Annotated in this window: 1 pseudogene; it reads left to right on the top strand. The window is 46.7% G+C overall.

Annotated elements, in window-relative coordinates:
* Positions 1-426 (top strand): annotated as a pseudogene (locus HMPREF2958_RS07275) (hypothetical protein); the annotation flags it as partial.
* Positions 427-602 lie beyond the last annotated feature (176 nt).

The raw sequence follows: 602 nt of genomic DNA, 5'->3' as shown, positions 1-602 counted from the left end.
TATGGGGCTGAGTTCATGCTTCAGCTAATCGAACGTATAGTTCATCATTATTCCAGGCTACGTGGAAATATCTATGAAGAGTTTCCTGTGGTGGTAGGGTATGGTGTTGGTCTTCCCACCTCATATATTCCACAGTTTGAGGAGCTGATGGGTGCGGAAAATGTGATGATTGCCGGTGAGGGCGTGCGATACCCCTGGTCTGATTTCGAGGAAGAACAGCGAAGGAATTTCCCGAACGGAGCCCCAGATCCTCTATACGATAAAGAAGGGGTAGTCTACGGATTCACCAATGACTATGATGACGCGACAGGAGTTTTTGTGGAGGATCCTCGGTATTATCCTGAGTCACCGTTTTATGACCCTGTTCTTGCCTCAAAGGTACACCTGGTGCATAGTGAATTTGACGAGCCAGACCCTTCTATATAAACACTATGCAGTATATACGCGAATATAAGGATGACTTCATTGTTCCGGTGTTCACTCAGGAGAATGGATATTGGGAGCAGGTAATGAAACCTCGCTTGCAGCAGCAGGGGTGGTATATCGCTGAAATAGATTGTTCTGGGACAGAGGATATTGAGGATTGCGGCACAAGGCTTCTA

Source organism: Rothia sp. HMSC036D11 (assembly GCF_001814205.1).
In the GTDB taxonomy this organism is placed as follows: domain Bacteria; phylum Actinomycetota; class Actinomycetes; order Actinomycetales; family Micrococcaceae; genus Rothia; species Rothia dentocariosa.
Note: the sequence above shows the minus strand (reverse complement) of the source record. Positions and strands in the feature narration are given on the sequence as shown.